The sequence below is a fragment of the Streptomyces sp. NPDC054813 genome (assembly GCF_053611365.1).
Map to the genome: position 1 here is coordinate 42,269 of NZ_JBSHAF010000005.1, position 13,866 is coordinate 56,134.

Genomic DNA, 13,866 nt, shown 5'->3' on the forward strand with positions numbered 1-13,866 from the left:
GCGCTTGCTTGTTGGCGATCTCCGCCAACAGACGGGCGGCCGTCACACCCCCACCGCCCCCAGCAGGCTCCCCGCCGCGTAGGTCACGCCCATGGCCAGCGCGCCGCCCACCACGTTCCGCACCATCGCCGGACCCACCGCGGCCGCCCCCAGCCGCGCGCTGCTCCATCCCGTCAGGACCAGCGCGGCCAGCACCGACCCCACGGTCACCGGAAGCCGCCACTCGGCGGGCGGCAGCACGATCGCCAGCAGCGGCAGCAGCGCCCCGACGGTGAACGCCAGGAAGCTCGCCAGCGCCGCGTTCCACGGGTTGGTCAGCTCGTCCGGATCGATGCCCAGCTCCACGCTCGCGTGGGCCTTCAGGGCGTCCCGTTCCGTCAGCTGGACCGCTGCCTCACGCGCCACGTCCCGGGACAGCCCGCGCCGCTCCAGCAGCTCGGTCAGCTCCTCCAGTTCCGCCTCGGGCTGCTCCTTGAGTTCCCGCCTCTCCAACGCGAGGGCGGCAAGTTCCGAGTCGCGTTGGGTGGACACCGACACGTACTCCCCCGCCGCCATCGACATCGACCCGGCGAGCAGCCCCGCCAGGCCGGCCGTCAGCAGGGCGCTGCGGTCCCCGGTGGCGCCCGCGACGCCGACGACGATGCCGGCCGTCGACACGATGCCGTCGTTGGCGCCCAGTACCGCCGCGCGCAGCCAGTTCAGCCGGGAGCCGAGCGCGCCCCCGTGGGCCTCGTTGTCGTGCGTCTGTTCCGTCACGACACGGAGGATCGCACTCCGGCCCCGGCGAGGGGAGTACCGGCGTCACCAAAGGCCAGCCATGACCAGTGGGCGCCGGCCCGGCGCGGTCGGCTCGCGCTCATCCACAGCCTTCAGGCCGGGGGTGCGTACGATCGCGCACCGGCTGTCCCTGCCCGTGGGCGAGAAGGGATCGAAACACGCGCCCGGCGGCTACCGCAGCAAGCAGGAGTGGTTCGCCAAGTCCCGCCGACTGCACGTTCTCGAAGACCGACTGGAGGCGGCACGGGCCGACTGGCAGGCCGGCATCGTGCATGTGGTGCGCGGCGGCAGACGGCTGCTGAACAGCCGTCACCACCTTGACGCCGCCGGGCTCACCGAGGAGCAGTGGCGCGCGCGGTGGCAGGCCGGACGACGCTTCCTCGAGGCCGACGGCGAGTCCGGCAAGCGGTACGGCAACGAGACCCTCCGCGTCACCCCCGACGGCGAGGTGTCGGTCAAGCTCCCGGCGCCGCTGGCGCACCTGGCGAACGCACCGCACGGCCGAACACGGCAACCCGGTCGGCGAACCACTCCGCTTCGGCTACGACCTCACCGGAACCGCCGGTCACCGCGACGCCCAAGTCCGGCACGCACTGATCCGGCTGTTGCACTGGGCCAGGCGTCACGGGCTCGCCATCGCCGTCGAGGACCTCGACTTCGCCGCGGAGAAGACCCGGGAGAAACACGGCCGCAGGAAGCGGTTCCGGAACCTGATCTCCGGCATGCCCGTCAGCAGGCTGCGGGCCCGGCTCGTGTCCATGGCGGCCGAACTCGGCATCCCCGTCATCGCCGTCGACTCCGCCTACACCTCCCGCTGGGGCGCCCAGCACTGGCAGAAACCCCTCACCGGCAGAACTCGTAAGACCACCCGCCACGACGCAGCCGCCGTGGCGATCGGACGACGCGCCCTGGGACACCCGATCCGGCGACGGACGACACCGCCCCGCACCCACCAGAGCGATGGATACGGGCATCGGACCGTCCAGGCCCGACCAGACACCCCAGGACGTGAGGGACACCGCCCCCGCATCCCCGGACCACGGACACGATCCACTGGCGCCGGGCGCGGAGCGAACGCGGTCGACCAGAACGCCCAACACCGTCCGGGGCGTTCGGCTGAGCACGAATCCTGGCAACAGAACTCACTCCCGCTCAGTCTCTAGGAACGGAAGGTGCCCTCGTCGTGCGGGGAGTCGCTGCCCCACATGCCTTGTCCAGGCCGATGCGGTCGCGCAGCGGCACCTCGTGCGGGCACATGAAGCCGGCGCCGACGAAGGGGACACGGTCGCCCTCGCGCCCGACGGTCACCTCGCCGAGCTTCTTGGGCTCGCCGAAGACCTCACGGCCGCCGGTGAGAGCGCGTTCGTGGGTCATCGGCATCACCAGCGGATACCGCCCTCGGCCGCGCCGTGCGCGGCGGCGACCGCGAACGAGCCCGCGCCCAGCGGAAATCCGGGCAGCCGGACCTGGCTGATGCTGACGCGGACCAGGGGGCGGCCGGTGGGCTTGAGCGGGGGCGGCAGCACCGCCGCGACCGCGTCCGGGGCGCTCTCCCAGACAGCCACCACGCCGGTGGACCAGACGTCCGGGAGCCTCGTGGTGCGCGCGGCCGCGATCTCCGCCTCGGTCCGAGCGCCGTACCGTACGCGAGCCATCCGCCGTACCGCCCTTCCGCCGACCGTCCGAGCGCCGCGCCGCCGCGGAGTCGTCGCCGCGTCAGCGCCGGGCGGGGTGGACGGTGGCACCGGGCGGCGAAAAGGTCCATAGCCACGCGAAGGGCAATCAGGACATGCGAACGGGCGGTGGCGGCGGGTGACCTGACGGACCGGACTGTCGGTCGGGGCCCGTATCCTCAATGACCATGCTCGAAGACCAGACGACCGCAGTCTCCGCCGGCACCCCGTGGCCGGCCGCGTATCCCGAGGGGTACGCGGTCGTCGACGTGGAGACCACCGGACTGGCCCGGGACGACCGGATAATCTCCGCCGCCGTCTACCGGCTGGACGGGCGCGGCGAGGTCGAGGACCACTGGTACACGCTGGTCAATCCCGAGCGCGACCCGGGCCCGGTGTGGATCCACGGTCTGACGAGCGAGGTGCTCGAAGGGGCGCCGCTCTTCACCGACATCGCCGAGGAGTTCGCGGCCCGGCTCGACGGCCGGGTGCTGGTCGCGCACAACGCGGTCTTCGACTGGCAGATGATCGCGCGCGAGTACGCGCGCGCGAAGAGCGAGCCCCCGGTGAAGCAGCGGCTGTGCACGATCGCGCTCTCCAAGGAGTTGGGGCTGCCGCTGCCCAACCACAAGCTGGAGACCCTGGCCGCGCACTTCGGTGTCGTACAGCGGCGGGCGCACCACGCGCTGGACGACGCACGCGTGCTGGCGGAGGCGTTCCGGCCCAGTCTGCGGGCCGCGGCGGCGGGCAGCGTACGGCTGCCGCTGCTCGAGTGCCGGCCGCTGACGGAGTGGTCGGAGACGCCCCGGATCGGGCCGCAGGCGAGCGGCGGCCACGGCGGCTACCGTCCGAACGGCTGGCGACCGGCCCGCAAGCGGCCGGCCTGTCCGTATCCGAACCCGGGGCGGTTCGAGGACGGCAAGCCGCTCCGGCAGGGCATGCGGGTGGCGTTCTCCGGGGACACGTCCATCGAGCGGGAGCTTCTGGAGGACCGGGCCGTCGAGGCCGGTCTGCATGTGTCGACGAGCATCTCGCGGCTCACCAGCCTGCTCGTCACCAACGATCCGGACTCGGGCACCTCGAAGGTGCTCAAGGCACGCCAGTTCGGCACACCGGTCGTCGACGAGGCGGCCTTCGGGCAGTTGCTGCGGGACGTGGCGCCGGCATCGACGCCGGCAGCGGGGCAGTGACCGCGCGGCGGGGCCGTACGGACGGGTGATTGCCGTGCGACTCGCCCGGCGCCCACTCGCCCGCGCGAGGACGACCGCTCACCCTGAGGCCCATGGCGAAATGCGAAGTTTGCGGCAATGACTACGGAATGACCTTCGAGGTGCACGCGCAGGGCGCGGTCCATGTCTTCGACTGCTTCTCCTGTGCGATCCACCGCATGGCCCCCGTCTGCGAGCACTGCAAGGTCTCGATCATCGGCCAGGGCGTCGAGGCCGAGAACCAGTGGTACTGCGGCGCCCACTGCGCCCGCGAGGCCGGGAAGGCGGGCATCGTCGACCGCGTGTGACCCGGTACCCGCCCGCTCGCGCCCCACGACCGAGTTGTACGGTCGTGGGGTGTACCGCTTCCTGTTGACCCGGCAGTGGGTGATCCTCACCCTGATCTCCCTGCTTCTGATCCCCACGATGATCCGGCTGGGGTTCTGGCAGGAGCATCGGTATGAGGAGCGCAGCGCCCGTAACGCACTGGTGGCCCAGGCACTCGACGCCAAGCCGGTGCCGGTGGAGCAGGTGACCGAGCCGGGGCACGCGGTGACCCGCAAGGAGCGCTACCACACCGTCACCGCGACCGGCACCTTCGACAGCGCCGACGAGGTCGTCGTCCGGCGTCGTACCAACGACGACGACGAGGTCGGCTACCACGTCCTCACCCCCTTCGTGCTGGCCGACGGCAAGGTGCTGCTGGTCAACCGGGGCTGGATCTCCTCGGACGGCCCCAGCCAGACCGCGTTCCCCAAGGTCCCGGCCCCGCCGGCCGGGCGGGTCACCGTCCAGGGCCGGCTGATGCCCGACGAGACCACCGCGGCGAGCGGCATCAAGGACATCAAGGGCCTGCCCGACCGGCAGATCATGCTGATCGACAGCGAGGAGCAGGCTCGCCGGCTCGGCAAGCAGGTGCTGGGCGGCTACATCCAGCAGACCGCGCCCGAGCCCAAGGGCGACACCCCGGAGCAGATCTCCGACCCGGGCAAGGAAGACGCCCCGCTGAACTACGCGTACATGATCCAGTGGTGGCTGTTCGCCGCGGGCGTCCCCTACGGCTGGTTCGTGCTGGTCCGCCGTGAGGCCCGCGCCCGCGAGGAGGCCGCGAAGGACGAGCCCGCGGCGGAAGCGGAACCGGCGGCCGCCGTCTGAGCACGGGTCACTCCCCCGGCCCACCCCCTGATTGGCCCACCGGCCAGGCGGGAAACCGGAACCCGTGGACCGACGCATCGAGGACTACGCCCTCATCGGCGACGAACAGACCGCGGCCCTGGTCGGCCGGGACGGCTCCATCGACTGGCTGTGCGTGCCCCGGTTCGACTCGGCGGCCTGCTTCGCCAGGCTCCTGGGCGACGAGGACAACGGCCACTGGCGGATCGCCCCGAAGGACGCCACCACGTGCACCCGGCGCGCGTACCGGCCCGACACGCTGGTCCTGGACACCGAGTGGGAGACCCCCGAGGGCACGGTCCGGGTCACCGACCTGATGCCCCAACGCGACCACGCCCCCGACGTGGTACGCATCGTCGAGGGCGTCAGCGGCCGTGTCACCGTGCACAGCACGCTCCGCCTCCGCTTCGACTACGGCTCGGTCATCCCCTGGATGCGCCGCTCGGGCGGTCACCGGGTCGCCGTCGCCGGCCCCGACTCGGTGTGGCTGCGCAGCGAACCGTCCGTACGGACCTGGGGCGAGGACTTCGGCACGCACTCGGAGTTCACCGTCGCGGAGGGTGAGCGGGTCGCGTTCGTGCTCACCTGGCACCCCTCGCACGAGCCGCGGCCGCCGCTGTTGGACCCGTACGAGGCGCTGCGCTCCAGCGTCACCGGCTGGCGGCGCTGGACCGCCCGCTGCACCTACGACGGCCCCCACCGGGACGCGGTGATGCGCTCCCTGATCACCCTCAAGGCGCTCACCTACGCGCCGACCGGCGGTATCGTCGCCGCCGCCACCAGCTCGCTGCCCGAGGAGCTGGGCGGGGTGCGCAACTGGGACTACCGCTTCTGCTGGCTGCGCGACTCCACCCTCACCCTCGGCGCCCTGCTGTCGGTCGGCTACCACAAGGAGGCCCAGGCCTGGCGCGACTGGCTGGTGCGCGCGGTCGCCGGCGACCCGGCGGACCTGCAGATCATGTACGGCCTGGCCGGCGAGCGCCGGCTGCCCGAGTTCGAACTGCCCTGGCTGGCCGGCTTCGCCGGCTCGGCGCCGGTACGCGTCGGCAACGGCGCCGTCGACCAGCTCCAGCTGGACGTGTACGGCGAGGTCATGGACTCCCTGTCGCTGTCCCGCAACGCCGGCCTGCCCACCAAGCCGCACATGTGGGCCATCCAGTGCTCGCTGATGAAGTTCCTGGAGAAGATCTGGCGCCAGCCGGACGAGGGCCTGTGGGAGGTGCGCGGCGGCCGCCGACACTTCGTGCACTCCAAGGTGCTGGTGTGGGTGGCCGCGGACCGCGCGGTACGGACCCTGGAGGAGCACGCGGAGCTGGAGGGCGAACTGGAGCGCTGGCGCGCGCTCCGCGACGAGGTGCACCGGGAGGTGTGCGAGAAGGGGTTCGACCCGAAGCGCAACACCTTCACCCAGTACTACGGTTCGCGCGAACTCGACGCCGCCCTGCTGCTGATCCCCCGCTTCGGTTTCCTGCCGCCGGACGACCCGCGGGTGATCGGCACGGTGGACGCGATCCGCGACGACCTGGGCCACGACGGCTTCGTGCGCCGCTACGACACCGACGCGATCGGCGTCGACGGCATGCCGGGCGGCGAGGGTGCCTTCCTGGCCTGCTCGTTCTGGCTGGCCGACGCGCTGCACATGACGGGCCGTACCGACGAGGCGAAGGAGTTGTTCGAACGGCTGGTGGGACTCGTCAACGACGTGGGCCTGCTGTCCGAGGAGTACGAACCGGAGCTCGGACGCCAGCTGGGCAACTTCCCGCAGGCGTTCAGCCACATCGGACTGGTGAACACCGCCCTCACACTGTTCGGCAGCGACGAGGCAGGATAGGAATCATGGATCTTGGACTGAAGGACCGGGTGTACGTCGTCACCGGAGCGACCCGCGGGCTGGGCAACGCGACCGCGCGCGAACTGGTCGCCGACGGGGCGAAGGTCGTGGTGACCGGACGGGACGAGGAGCGGGTCGCCGAGGCGGTGGCCGAACTGGGGCCGAACGCGGCGGGCATCGCCGTCGACAACGCGGACGGGGACGCTCCGGAGCGGGTGATCGCGGCGGCGCGTGAGCGGTTCGGACGCTTCGACGGCATTCTCGTGAGCGTGGGTGGGCCCCCTGCCGGGTTCATCGCCGACAACACGGACGAGCAGTGGCAGACCGCCTACGAGGCGGTGTTCCTGGGAGCCGTGCGGCTCGCACGCGCGGCCGCGGCCGAGTTGGCGGACGGCGGTGTCATCGGCTTCGTGCTGTCCGGGTCGGTGTACGAGCCGATTCCCGGACTGACGATCTCGAACGCGCTGCGGCCGGGGCTCGCCGGGTTCGCCAAGTCGCTCGCGGACGAGTTGGGGCCGCGCGGGATCCGGGTGGTGGGGCTGCTGCCGTCGCGGATCGACACGGACCGGGCGCGGGCGCTGGACGCGCTGTCGGCCGACCCCGCGGCCACCCGGATGGAGAACGAGTCCCGGATTCCGCTGCGGCGGTACGGGACGCCGGAGGAGTTCGGGCGGGTGGGCGCGTTTCTGCTGTCGCCGGCGGCGTCCTATCTGACCGGGATCATGGTGCCGGTCGACGGAGGTATGCGGCACGGATTCTGACGGTCGGGACGCCATAGGGATTCCCTATGGCAGTCGCTGCTATTTCGTCTTTGCCTCTGGTTCTTTTCCCTCCGTACCGTGAACAGCGAACCAAAACGCGAGGGAAAGGATCGGCGGCATGGCCACGATCGAGAATGGATCGGAAACACGGGAACTCGCCGGAAAGCGGGCCCTCGTCACGGGTGGTTCTCGCGGAATCGGCGCGGCTGTGGTGCGCCGGCTCCTGGATGCGGGCGCCGAGGTACTCACCACCGCCAGGTCGGCGTCGGCCACGGTGCCGGAGGGGGCCGCCTTCGTGGCGGCCGACGTGCGGACCCGGGCCGGCGCCAAGGCGCTCGCCGAGGCCGCGCGGGAGGTGCTCGGCGAGGTGGACGTCCTGGTCCACAACGTGGGCGGGGCCCGACCGTACGAGGGCACTTCGGCCATCCCCGACGAGGAGTGGCAGGACGCTCTGGACCTCAACTTCCTGGCATCGGTGCGGCTGGACTCGCTGCTGGTACCCGGAATGCGGGAGCGGCGTTCCGGGGTGATCGTGCATGTGTCGTCGGCCGCGGTACTCAGCCCGGTGGCGCCGTTCCTGCACTACACGGCGGCGAAGGCGGCGCTGGAGAACTACAGCCGGGGACTGGCTTCGGAGCAGGCCCCGTTCGGGATCCGGGTCAACACCGTGACTCCAGGCAGGGTCGCCACTCCCGGCGGTGAGGAGGCACGGGAGCAGTGGGCACGCCTGGACCTGAAGCCGGGCACGATCAACGCCGGCGACACCGCCCCGCTGGGGCGCGACGGCCGGCCCGACGACATCGCCCACGCGGTGCTGTTCCTCGCCTCCGACCGGGCGAGCTGGCTGACCGGAAGCAATCTCATCGTGGACGGCGGCGAATTCCCCAGGGGCTGACACCCACGGAATTCCGGAACGCTGATTTCCGCGACAGTAATACGGTGACCTTTCCACCGCGGAATCCGGTGGCGCCCGCGTCCTTCTCGGCCGTCAGGACATCGGCGCGAAGAACGCGGAATCGGACCAGTTCTCCTTGCGCAGGAATTCGAGCAGGGCCGCCTCCGCCGGGCCCGCGCCGGGCCGGAGCACGGCGATGACGGGCCGGGACACGACCGGGAACACCGGGCGTACCAGATGCTCGTGACCGTGGGGCACCGCGGAGGCCGGGACGAGCGTCACCCCGAGCCCGTGGGCGGCCCAGCGCACGGCCGTCGCCGTCTGGGACACCCGGGCGGCCGTGGCCGGGGCCAGTCCGTTGGTCCGCTCCACGTCCAGCAGGACGGCGTCGAGCGCGCTGTCACGGTCGAAGCGCACCCACGGCTCCCCCGCCAGTTCACGCAAGTCGACGCGGTCCGTGGCGAGTTGCGGGTGCCCGGCGCCCAGCACCACGACGAACTCCTCGTCGCCGAGGTGGTGGGCGTCGGAGGGGGTCCGCTCGCACGCCGCCATCAGGGCGAGGTTCAGCACGCCCTGGCGGCACAGCCGCTCCAGCTCGGCGGAGCCCGGCTCCTCGAAGACGGTGATCTCCAGGCGCGGGTAGCGGTGACGCAGCCCGCCCAGCGCGCCCGGCAGCTGCCGCGTGCCGAAGCCCATCTGCACGGCGACCACCAGCTCGCCCACCAGTTCGTCGGCACCGCCCCGCGCGGTCGCCCGCGCCCGTCGTGCCGCGCTCACCGCGACCTCCGCCTCCCGCAGGAAGGCACGGCCGACGACGGTGGGCACCAGTCCGGTCGGCGTACGGGCGAACAGCTCCACGCCGAGTTCCCGCTCCAGGGCGCGGATCTGCTGGGACATCGACGGCTGGGCCACGTGCAGCCGCTCCGCGGCCGCGGTCACCGAGCCCTCCTCGGCAACGGCCAGGGCGTACTCGAACTGACGAAGGCTCATCGGCTCCCGTCCCCTCCCGCTGTCCCGAGGTCATCGCTGCAATGGCGGACAACCCGGTTCCGCGGGCGGAGATTCCCGTGGCCACGGCCGACGCCGACGGCATTTCCGGTGCCGTACGGCCGGACGCTGTCTCAAGTGACCCTCTCCACGCGGTGTTTCACGGATGTCAGCCGGACCTCCGCCGGGAGCCTCTTCAGGGCGGCCGAGTCCCGGGCGTGGGCCAGTGCCTGTGCGGTGAGGTCGTCCAGGGCCTCCCGCGGTGGCACGTCCGGGTCCAGCTGGAGCCAGACCCGTACCTCCGGAGCCGTCCGCCTGCCCCTGAGCACCGCCTGGGCGTGGGCGACGCCCTGCTGGTGGGCCGCGTCGGTCGCCAGCACCGTCTCCAGGGCCCTGCCGCGCAGCAGCGCGCCCTCACCGTCCCCGGTGTCCACCAGGACCTCGGTCAGCCGGCGTCGGCGCAGTTGTGCGGTCAGCCACCACAGGGACAGCAGGAGCAGGACCGCCAGGGCGGCCAGGACCGTCGGCCACCACCAGCCCGCTCCACGCCAGTGGGTGCGTTCGGCGGTGGTGAGGAGAACGTCGTGACGGCCGTCGTGGATCCACCAGGAGGGGGGCGGGGCGCCGAGGCCGACGGCCAGGACCGCGCCGCCCAGGGCGAGGAGCACCAGGCCCGCCAGACCGATCAGTACGCGGTTGATCGCCGTGAGCATCGTTCATCCCTTCCGGCCGGGGCGGACGACGTGCAGGGTCAGCCTGGGCGGGTGGGCCAGACCCAGACCGTGGATCGCGTCGGTGAGTGCCGCGTCCAGGTCGGCCTGCACCTCGTCGAGTTCACGGAAGTGGGAGACGGCGAGGACATGGGCGCGGGAGCGGTGCAGTCGTACGCGTACCCGGCGTACGCCCGAGATCTCCATGGCACGGTCGCGCAGCGCCATCGCGGCCGCGTCGCGGCGCAGCCCGGCGCGGACGTCGGGGTGGCTGCGGCGCATCGGCAGGACGTCCCGCAGGCCCGGCGTGACAGCCAGGGTCAGCAGCCAGACGCCGAGGGCGGCGGCGATGCCCGCGCCGACCAGGACCCAGGTGTCGTCGAGGGGGCGCATCGCGAGTTGCCGGGCCAGTGCGCGGCGCCAGTGCATCGCGGGGTGGCGGGCCCGTACGGCCCCGATGTCGTACAGGAAGGCGGCCGCCGTCACCAGGAGAACGACGGCGGCCAGGGCCGCGGGTGTGCGGCGCGGCGACCAGAAGCGGGCCGCGTGGCCGGCCGGGGGCGGCGCGGCCTCGGGTGGCTTCTCGACGACCTGTGTCTGCTCGGTGCTCATCACGCCCTCCCCTGGGTCTTGGCCGGGTGCAGCCGCTCGACGTGCACGGCGACCTCCCGTACCTCCATGTCCACCAACGCGCCTACCCGCTCGACCACATGCCGACGCACAGCCGCGCACCGGGCGCCGATGTCGGACGGATAGTCCAGCTCGAGGTGGACGCGGACGCGGGCGGTGCCGTGGTGGACCGCCACCGTGGCGTGCGGGGGTACGGCGTCCTTGGGGAGGGGGCCGAGGACCTCGCGGGCCGCCTGCCCCGCGATCTTCGCCACCACCCGGTCGGCGATCCGGACGGCCCCGCGCTCGCCGGGCGCCACGACCGTCGCAGTCCTGCGCGTCTCACTGCTCGCGCCGGTCATCGTCGCCGGTCACGCCGGTCGTCGCGACCGCGGAAGAAGTCACCGAGTTCGAGGTCTCCCTCCGCGAACCTGCCGACGACGAACCCGACGGCCCCCAGCGCCGCCACCAGCAGGAAGGCGCCGAACCCGCCGAAGTACCCGGCGAAGCCCAGCGCCATGCCGGCGATCATGCCGACCACGGCCAAGCTCATGGTGCGTTCCCCTCAGCCGTCACTGAAGCCGGGACTCCGGCTCCTCTTCCTCTTCCTCGGGCAGCTTCACATCACTCACCGCGATGTTGACCTCGACCACCTCGAGCCCGGTCATGCGCTCCACGGCCGCGATCACGTTCTCCCGTACCGCACGGGCCACATCCGCGATCGAGACGCCGTAATCCACGACGATCTCCAGGTCGAGCGCGGTCTGCACCTCGCCGACCTCGGCCTTCACACCGCGGGTGACCGACTTGGAGCCGCCCGGCACCCGGTCGCGCACCACGCCGAAGGTGCGGGCGAGTCCGCTGCCCATCGCGTGTACGCCGACCACGTCCCGGGCCGCCAGTCCGGCGATCTTCTCCACCACACCGTCGGCGATCGTGGTCCGGCCCCGGGTCGACGGGTCCCCGCCACCGCGTCTGACGGTCTTCCGGGTCTGTACCGTCGGGTCCGTCGGGTCCGTCGGGTCCTTCGGGTCCTTCGGGTCCTTCTCCGGCTCCGCCGTCGTCTCCGTCATCGCCGTGCGCCCCTTCCGGTCGTCGTCCTGCGACCAAGGTAAGTGCGGATGCCCTGTCATGCCCCGGTGATGCGGCAGGCTGGAGCAATGACGGCGGACCGATGGACAGACGCGGTACGGCATCCCCTGGGCTCGGGCAGGCTGCTCCCGCTGGGCGGGCAGCACGACGGTGCGTGGGTGACGGAGCCGGCGGCCGACGCGGTGCTGCGCCGGGCGGCGGCCGGGGTGCCGGGGGTGCGGCTGGGGGCGGTGCGGATCGCGCCGGCGGATCCGGAGGACGTCCAGGAACCCGTCGTACCGCCACCGCCCGGCGCCGTGCCGCCGGGGCCGCTGCGGCTGTCGGCGGACTTCGCGGCGACGGCCGCCGAGCCGCTGCCGACGACGGCGGCCCGGCTGCGCCGGGTGCTGGCGGCCGCGGCGACGGCACGGCTCGGGCTGGCGGTGGCCGAGGTGGACCTGCAGGTGACCGACCTGCTGACGGCGGACCGGACGGAGCCGGAGGCCGTACGTCCGCCTCGGCCGCCGTCGGTCCGGGAGGGCACGGACCCGGACGGGGCACGGGTGACGGCGGCGGCGCTGGCGGTAGCGGGGGTGGCGCGGGTGACGGGGGCGCTGAGCCGGGAGGTGCACTTCGAGGCGGCGTTGCCGCGCCGGCATGTGCGGGTGGAGGTTGCGCTGGCCGACGGGCCCAGGGCCGTGGACGTGGCGAGGAGGGTCCGTACAGCGGTCAGCGCGGCGCTGGGGGATCACCCCACGGTGGCCGTGCTGGTGACGGACGTCAGCTGAAGCGCCCCGAAGGGGGCGCGGGGCTGTATCGATATGCGGCTGTCGCCGCATGGGTGCGACCAGCACCCGCCCGCCCGCACCGAACTACTCGCCCACGCCCGCCAGGTCCCGCAGCCGCCGAGCCTGGGCCTGTCGCTCAGCAGCCCGCTGCTCCTCGTAGGTACGGTCGCCGACGCCCCGCAGCAGCGCCTTGGTCTCCACCACCGCGTCCCGGGGCGCGGCCAGCAGCGCCGCGGCCAGGTCGCGCACCGCGGCGTCGAGTTCGGCACCGGGCACCGCGAGGTTGGCGAGCCCGGAGGCCACCGCCTCCTCGGCCTGTACGAACCGTCCGGTCGCGCAGATCTCCAGCGCGCGGGCGTAGCCGACGAGAGAGACCAGCGGGTGCGTACCCGTGAGGTCCGGCACCAGGCCCAGGCTGGTCTCGCGCATCGCGAACTGCACGTCGTCCGCGACGACGCGCAGGTCACAGGCGAGGGCGAGCTGGAAGCCGGCCCCGATGGCGTGGCCCTGCACGGCGGCGATCGACACGAGGTCGTTGCGCCGCCACCAGGTGAACGCCTGCTGGTATTCGGCGATGGCCGCGTCGAGCCCGGCGTCGTCACGGCGCGCGAGTTCGATGAACGTCGGCTCGCCCGGGATCCCCTCCGGCGAGAACATCTGCCGGTCGAGGCCCGCGGAGAAGGACTGGCCCTCACCGCGCAGCACGACAACGCGGACCGACCCCGGCAACGACCGCCCGGCCTCTGCCAACGCCCGCCACAGCGCGGGGCTCTGAGCGTTGCGCTTGGCCGGGTTGGTCAGCGTCACCGTGGCGAGCGCGTCGTCCACGGTGAGCCGTACGCCGTCCTTGTCGAGAACAGGAACGAGATCCTGGTCGGGCGAAGCCATGGGGCGCCTCCGATGTGTGCGGTCATCACGCATTGCCTTACGGCATGCTAAGTGACTGCACAGTAACCACCCGGCCGATCAGTCGGCCGACCGGGTGGCCACCATCGAAGCCGATGGGCCGCCCCGGGGTCAGGACGCGGCTTTCTTGCCCCGCGTCGCCCCGCCACGCCCACGCAGCGTGACACCCGACTCGCTGAGCATCCGGTGGACGAAGCCATACGAGCGGCCGGTTTCCTCGGCCAGTGCCCGAATGCTCGCACCGGAGTCGTACTTCTTTTTCAGGTCTGCCGCGAGCTTGTCGCGCGCGGCGCCGGTTACCCGGCTGCCCTTCTTCAGAGTCTCGGCCACCCGTGCCTCCTCATGGGAAGTGCGCTCTGGTCCCCTCATGATCACCCCTCCGGGGCGCGATGGCCACCCATTCGGCAAGGTCCGTGAGACATCGTTGTGACGACAGGAGTGCATCCCCACAAGCGGAATCTGTGATTCCTACGGGTG

Annotated in this window: 16 protein-coding genes and 2 pseudogenes; 8 read left to right on the top strand and 10 right to left on the bottom strand. The window is 72.3% G+C overall.

Annotation, left to right across the window (positions count from 1 at the left end):
* Window positions 1-42: 42 nt before the first annotated feature.
* Window positions 43-756, bottom strand: a complete 714-nt coding sequence (locus ACWGJB_RS11065; protein ID WP_360481465.1) for a VIT1/CCC1 transporter family protein — start codon at window positions 754-756, stop codon at window positions 43-45.
* Here ACWGJB_RS11065 and ACWGJB_RS11070 point away from each other — a divergent pair.
* Window positions 739-1,940: pseudogene (locus tag ACWGJB_RS11070) on the top strand (IS200/IS605 family accessory protein TnpB-related protein). The gene ACWGJB_RS11065 and the pseudogene ACWGJB_RS11070 overlap by 18 nt on opposite strands.
* Window positions 1,941-2,064: 124 nt before the next feature.
* On the opposite strand, the pseudogene ACWGJB_RS11075 reads toward ACWGJB_RS11070, so the two are convergent.
* Window positions 2,065-2,432: pseudogene (locus ACWGJB_RS11075) on the bottom strand (acetoacetate decarboxylase family protein); the annotation flags it as partial.
* 206 nt (window positions 2,433-2,638) lie between these two features.
* Between ACWGJB_RS11075 and ACWGJB_RS11080 the strand changes: the two are divergent.
* The 6 genes from ACWGJB_RS11080 to ACWGJB_RS11105 all read left to right on the top strand — a co-directional run bounded on the left by ACWGJB_RS11080 (window position 2,639) and on the right by ACWGJB_RS11105 (window position 8,318).
* Window positions 2,639-3,640, top strand: coding sequence for a DEDDh family exonuclease (locus tag ACWGJB_RS11080; RefSeq protein ID WP_453379908.1), 1,002 nt, complete (start codon window positions 2,639-2,641; stop codon window positions 3,638-3,640).
* A gap of 92 nt (window positions 3,641-3,732) precedes the next feature.
* Window positions 3,733-3,966, top strand: coding sequence for a hypothetical protein (locus tag ACWGJB_RS11085; protein ID WP_351326105.1), 234 nt, complete (start codon window positions 3,733-3,735; stop codon window positions 3,964-3,966).
* Between the two features lie 49 nt (window positions 3,967-4,015).
* Window positions 4,016-4,813, top strand: coding sequence for an SURF1 family cytochrome oxidase biogenesis protein (locus ACWGJB_RS11090; RefSeq protein WP_453379909.1), 798 nt, complete (start codon window positions 4,016-4,018; stop codon window positions 4,811-4,813).
* A gap of 64 nt (window positions 4,814-4,877) precedes the next feature.
* Complete coding sequence (locus ACWGJB_RS11095; protein ID WP_453379910.1) at window positions 4,878-6,662, top strand: glycoside hydrolase family 15 protein; 1,785 nt, start codon at window positions 4,878-4,880, stop codon at window positions 6,660-6,662.
* Between the two features lie 5 nt (window positions 6,663-6,667).
* Entirely contained in the window at window positions 6,668-7,423 is a 756-nt protein-coding gene (locus ACWGJB_RS11100) for an SDR family oxidoreductase (RefSeq protein ID WP_453379911.1), read from the top strand.
* Window positions 7,424-7,541: 118 nt separating this feature from the next.
* Window positions 7,542-8,318 (top strand): SDR family oxidoreductase, encoded by a 777-nt coding sequence (locus ACWGJB_RS11105; RefSeq protein WP_453379912.1) that lies wholly within the window; start codon window positions 7,542-7,544, stop codon window positions 8,316-8,318.
* Window positions 8,319-8,411: 93 nt separating this feature from the next.
* Here ACWGJB_RS11105 and ACWGJB_RS11110 read toward each other — a convergent pair whose 3' ends face one another.
* The 6 genes from ACWGJB_RS11110 to ACWGJB_RS11135 form a co-directional block, all read right to left on the bottom strand.
* Complete coding sequence (locus ACWGJB_RS11110; protein WP_453379913.1) at window positions 8,412-9,308, bottom strand: LysR family transcriptional regulator; 897 nt, start codon at window positions 9,306-9,308, stop codon at window positions 8,412-8,414.
* A 131-nt stretch (window positions 9,309-9,439) separates the two neighbouring features.
* On the bottom strand, window positions 9,440-10,018 hold the full coding sequence (gene amaP / locus ACWGJB_RS11115; protein WP_453379914.1) for an alkaline shock response membrane anchor protein AmaP: 579 nt from the start codon (window positions 10,016-10,018) through the stop codon (window positions 9,440-9,442).
* Between the two features lie 3 nt (window positions 10,019-10,021).
* On the bottom strand, window positions 10,022-10,627 hold the full coding sequence (locus tag ACWGJB_RS11120; RefSeq protein ID WP_453379915.1) for a DUF6286 domain-containing protein: 606 nt from the start codon (window positions 10,625-10,627) through the stop codon (window positions 10,022-10,024).
* Entirely contained in the window at window positions 10,627-10,986 is a 360-nt protein-coding gene (locus ACWGJB_RS11125; RefSeq protein WP_453379916.1) for an Asp23/Gls24 family envelope stress response protein, read from the bottom strand. The genes ACWGJB_RS11120 and ACWGJB_RS11125 overlap by 1 nt, the downstream gene beginning before the upstream one ends.
* Entirely contained in the window at window positions 10,983-11,177 is a 195-nt protein-coding gene (locus ACWGJB_RS11130) for a hypothetical protein (protein ID WP_453379917.1), read from the bottom strand. The genes ACWGJB_RS11125 and ACWGJB_RS11130 overlap by 4 nt, the downstream gene beginning before the upstream one ends.
* A 19-nt stretch (window positions 11,178-11,196) precedes the next feature.
* Window positions 11,197-11,697: an Asp23/Gls24 family envelope stress response protein gene (locus ACWGJB_RS11135; protein WP_453379918.1), complete on the bottom strand. Its 501-nt coding sequence runs from the start codon at window positions 11,695-11,697 to the stop codon at window positions 11,197-11,199.
* Between the two features lie 87 nt (window positions 11,698-11,784).
* Between ACWGJB_RS11135 and ACWGJB_RS11140 the strand changes: the two genes are divergently transcribed.
* Complete coding sequence (locus tag ACWGJB_RS11140) at window positions 11,785-12,483, top strand: nucleopolyhedrovirus P10 family protein (RefSeq protein ID WP_453379919.1); 699 nt, start codon at window positions 11,785-11,787, stop codon at window positions 12,481-12,483.
* Window positions 12,484-12,567: 84 nt separating this feature from the next.
* Here ACWGJB_RS11140 and ACWGJB_RS11145 read toward each other — a convergent pair whose 3' ends face one another.
* Both ACWGJB_RS11145 and ACWGJB_RS11150 read right to left on the bottom strand, forming a co-directional pair.
* The gene (locus tag ACWGJB_RS11145) at window positions 12,568-13,371 is read right to left on the bottom strand and encodes an enoyl-CoA hydratase/isomerase family protein (protein WP_453379920.1); all 804 of its coding nucleotides are present in this window, start codon (window positions 13,369-13,371) and stop codon (window positions 12,568-12,570) included.
* Between the two features lie 129 nt (window positions 13,372-13,500).
* Window positions 13,501-13,719: a helix-turn-helix domain-containing protein gene (locus ACWGJB_RS11150; RefSeq protein ID WP_046727957.1), complete on the bottom strand. Its 219-nt coding sequence runs from the start codon at window positions 13,717-13,719 to the stop codon at window positions 13,501-13,503.
* Window positions 13,720-13,866: the final 147 nt, after the last annotated feature.

Bases quoted from the DNA above. Each gene is read 5' to 3' on its own strand.
- ACWGJB_RS11080 (WP_453379908.1), top strand. From the start codon at position 2,639: ATGCTCGAAGACCAGACGACCGCAGTCTCCGCCGGCACCCCGTGGCCG.
- ACWGJB_RS11085 (WP_351326105.1), top strand. From the start codon at position 3,733: ATGGCGAAATGCGAAGTTTGCGGCAATGACTACGGAATGACCTTCGAG.
- ACWGJB_RS11100 (WP_453379911.1), top strand. From the start codon at position 6,668: ATGGATCTTGGACTGAAGGACCGGGTGTACGTCGTCACCGGAGCGACC.
- ACWGJB_RS11105 (WP_453379912.1), top strand. From the start codon at position 7,542: ATGGCCACGATCGAGAATGGATCGGAAACACGGGAACTCGCCGGAAAG.
- ACWGJB_RS11110 (WP_453379913.1), bottom strand. From the start codon at position 9,308: ATGAGCCTTCGTCAGTTCGAGTACGCCCTGGCCGTTGCCGAGGAGGGC.
- amaP (WP_453379914.1), bottom strand. From the start codon at position 10,018: ATGCTCACGGCGATCAACCGCGTACTGATCGGTCTGGCGGGCCTGGTG.
- ACWGJB_RS11120 (WP_453379915.1), bottom strand. From the start codon at position 10,627: ATGAGCACCGAGCAGACACAGGTCGTCGAGAAGCCACCCGAGGCCGCG.
- ACWGJB_RS11125 (WP_453379916.1), bottom strand. From the start codon at position 10,986: ATGACCGGCGCGAGCAGTGAGACGCGCAGGACTGCGACGGTCGTGGCG.
- ACWGJB_RS11130 (WP_453379917.1), bottom strand. From the start codon at position 11,177: ATGAGCTTGGCCGTGGTCGGCATGATCGCCGGCATGGCGCTGGGCTTC.
- ACWGJB_RS11135 (WP_453379918.1), bottom strand. From the start codon at position 11,697: ATGACGGAGACGACGGCGGAGCCGGAGAAGGACCCGAAGGACCCGAAG.
- ACWGJB_RS11140 (WP_453379919.1), top strand. From the start codon at position 11,785: ATGACGGCGGACCGATGGACAGACGCGGTACGGCATCCCCTGGGCTCG.
- ACWGJB_RS11145 (WP_453379920.1), bottom strand. From the start codon at position 13,371: ATGGCTTCGCCCGACCAGGATCTCGTTCCTGTTCTCGACAAGGACGGC.